At 72.2% G+C, this 2,762-nt stretch carries 4 protein-coding genes; all 4 read left to right on the top strand.

What is annotated here, in order from left to right:
• Nucleotides 1-329 precede the first annotated feature (329 nt).
• On the top strand, nt 330-1,043 hold the full coding sequence (gene rimP, locus E1193_RS30950) for a ribosome maturation factor RimP (RefSeq protein WP_132186667.1): 714 nt from the start codon (nt 330-332) through the stop codon (nt 1,041-1,043).
• Nucleotides 1,040-2,083: a transcription termination factor NusA gene (nusA, locus tag E1193_RS30945; RefSeq protein WP_132186666.1), complete on the top strand. Its 1,044-nt coding sequence runs from the start codon at nt 1,040-1,042 to the stop codon at nt 2,081-2,083. Before rimP ends, nusA begins: the two co-directional genes overlap by 4 nt.
• A 16-nt stretch (nt 2,084-2,099) precedes the next feature.
• Complete coding sequence (locus E1193_RS30940) at nt 2,100-2,432, top strand: YlxR family protein (protein ID WP_132186665.1); 333 nt, start codon at nt 2,100-2,102, stop codon at nt 2,430-2,432.
• Between the two features lie 93 nt (nt 2,433-2,525).
• Nucleotides 2,526-2,762: translation initiation factor IF-2 N-terminal domain-containing protein (locus E1193_RS30935; protein ID WP_132186664.1), on the top strand; the 237-nt coding region annotated here is incomplete at its 3' end.

The following is a 2,762-nucleotide window of genomic DNA, read 5'->3' as shown; positions in this document are numbered from 1 at the left end:
GTCGGGAGGGGGTGGGGGTTCGTCGCCCTCGAAAAGGTCACAGCCGGTCAGCGGCCCGGTCGAGCCGATCACCGCCAGGAGCGCGCCGGCCCGCAGCATGGTTCGCCGGGTTCGCCCCGATTCACCGCTGTTCGCGGTCCTTCTGCCCGTCGCCACCGGACAAGTCAACACCATCGCCGGCGTCCGGTGGGCGACCGGCGTCGGTGCGCCGCGCGGTCCACCGCCCCGGCGGCGCGTTAGGCTCTGCGCAGCCACCGGGCGCCACCGCCCCGGTGGCGTCCGGCGTGGCAGCCGCAGGGCCGCCGCCGTTCAGCAGAAGGGTGCGCCATATGACACAGCGTGGCCGTGCCACCAGGCCGACGGGGCCGGCGGGACGATCCCGTCGTACCGACGGCTCCCGGGGCTCGGATCGCGCGGGCGCACCCCGGGGTGACCTCGCCGCACGCCGTGCCCGGTTGCGCGAGGTGATCGAACCCGTGGTCACCCGCGAGGGGTACGACCTGGAGGACCTGTCGGTCTCCCGGGCCGGCCGGCGGCACGTCGTCCGGGTGATCGTGGACGCCGACGGCGGGGTCAACCTGGACGCCGTCGCGGACGTCTCCCGCGCGGTGTCGGCGGCGCTCGACGCGGCCGAGGAGGCCGGCGGCGACCTCGTCGCGGGGGAGTACCAGCTCGAGGTCAGCTCACCCGGCGTGGACCGGCCGCTGACCCTGCCCCGGCACTGGCGGCGCAACGTCGGCCGGCTGGTCAAGGTGACCGTACGGGGCGCGGCGGCGCTGCCGGAGCAGCGCGACGGGCAGCCGGCCGGGGACCGCCAGGTGACCGGCCGGGTCGCGGCGGCCGACGACGAGCGCGTGGCGCTGGACACCGACGCCGGCCGCAGTGAACACCCGTACGCCGAACTCGGCCCCGGGCGGGTGCAGGTCGAGTTCAGCCGCCTCGACGAGATCGACGAGGCGGCCGAGCTCGACGTCGCCGGCGAAGCCGGCGAGGACATCGACGACATCGACGACGAAGATGATGTGGAGGACGAGGAGAGGTGAACATCGACCTCGCGGCGCTGCGCGCACTCGAGCGCGAGCGGGAGATCCCGTTCGACACGATCCTCGCGGCGATCGAGACCGCGCTGCTGACCGCCTACCGGCACACCGAGGGCGCCGAGCCGCACTCCCGGGTGGAGATCGACCGCAAGACCGGGGCGGCCCTGGTGTACGCCCAGGAGTTGGACGCCGACGGCACGGTGGTGCGGGAGTGGGACGACACCCCGCACGACTTCGGCCGGATCGCCGCGATGACCGCCAAGCAGGTCATCCTCCAGCGGCTGCGGGAGGCCACCGACGAGGTGCACTTCGGCGAGTACGTCGGGCGGGACGGTGATCTGGTCACCGGCGTGGTGCAGGCGCACGAGGCCCGCAAGGAGAAGGGCATCGTCACCGTCGACCTGGGCAAGCTGGAGGGGGTGCTGCCGCAGTCCGAGCAGGTTCCCGGCGAGCGGTACGAGCACGGTGAGCGGATCCGCTGCGTGGTGGTGCACGTGGCCAAGGGGATGCGGGGTCCGCAGATCACCCTCTCCCGTACCCACCCGGCGCTGGTCAAGAAGCTCTTCGCGCTGGAGGTGCCGGAGATCGCCGACGGCACGGTGGAGATCGGCGCGATAGCCCGTGAGGCGGGTCACCGCACGAAGATCGCTGTGCGGTCCACCGTCCAGGGTGTGAACGCCAAGGGCGCCTGCATCGGCCCGATGGGGCAGCGGGTGCGCGCGGTGATGAGCGAGCTGCACGGTGAGAAAATCGACATTATCGACTGGTCGGACGACCCGGCGACCTTCGTCGGCAACGCGTTGTCGCCGGCCAAGGCGCTGCGGGTCGAGGTGGTCGATCTGGCCACCCGGACGGCGCGGGTGACCGTCCCGGACTTCCAGCTCTCGCTCGCGATCGGGCGCGAGGGGCAGAATGCCCGGCTTGCTGCCCGCCTGACCGGTTGGCGGATCGACATCCGGTCCGACGCGGAGCAGTCGGGTGCCGGCGGTCGGGGCGGAGCTGATCACGTCCCGGAGCCGGGCGGCGCGATCTCGGCCAGCTAGGGGTAGACTTCTTCCAGTGGTACGACGCGCGCAGCCGGAGCGCACCTGTGTGGGTTGCCGGCGACGTGCGCCGGCCAGCGAATTGCTGCGGATCGTCGCGGTCGGTGACGGGGCTGATCTCAGTCTCCGGCCCGATCCGACTCGCAGGCTGCCGGGTCGGGGAGCGAACATGCACCCAGATCCGGCCTGCTTCGCGCAGGCGGTGCGGCGTCGCGCCCTCGGGCGTGCGCTGCGCCTCACCGGGGTCCCTGACCACGGCGCCGTCGCGGAGTACATCGATGCGCCAACCACTACGTCCGGTCAACCCGACCGGGCGAGGGTCGCTAGCAGGGTAGGACGACCGACATGAGCACACGATGAAGTCCCTGAAATGACCAGGCTTCAAGTGCACGAGTGAGGTCGCTGCGGGTGCTGCCCGCACGACCTCGGAGTGAGGAGTGCAGTGGCAGGTAAGGCCCGCGTACACGAGCTTGCTAAGGAGCTCGGGGTCGAGAGTAAGACCGTTCTCGCCAAGCTGAAGGAAATGGGCGAGTTCGTGAAGTCCGCGTCCAGCACCGTCGAGGCGCCCGTCGCCCGACGGCTGCGTGGCGCATTCGTCGCGTCCGCCGGAAACCAGGCGCCGTCCGCCCCGGCGGCGGCAGCCCAGGCAACGACCCCGACGCCGTCCCCGGCCCCGAGC

This window comes from Micromonospora sp. KC606, assembly GCF_004348675.1.
Classification (GTDB): domain Bacteria; phylum Actinomycetota; class Actinomycetes; order Mycobacteriales; family Micromonosporaceae; genus Micromonospora.
Note: the sequence above shows the minus strand (reverse complement) of the source record. Positions and strands in the feature narration are given on the sequence as shown.

Coding starts and splice junctions, on each gene's coding strand:
- rimP (WP_132186667.1), top strand. CDS start 330: ATGACACAGCGTGGCCGTGCCACCAGGCCGACGGGGCCGGCGGGACGA.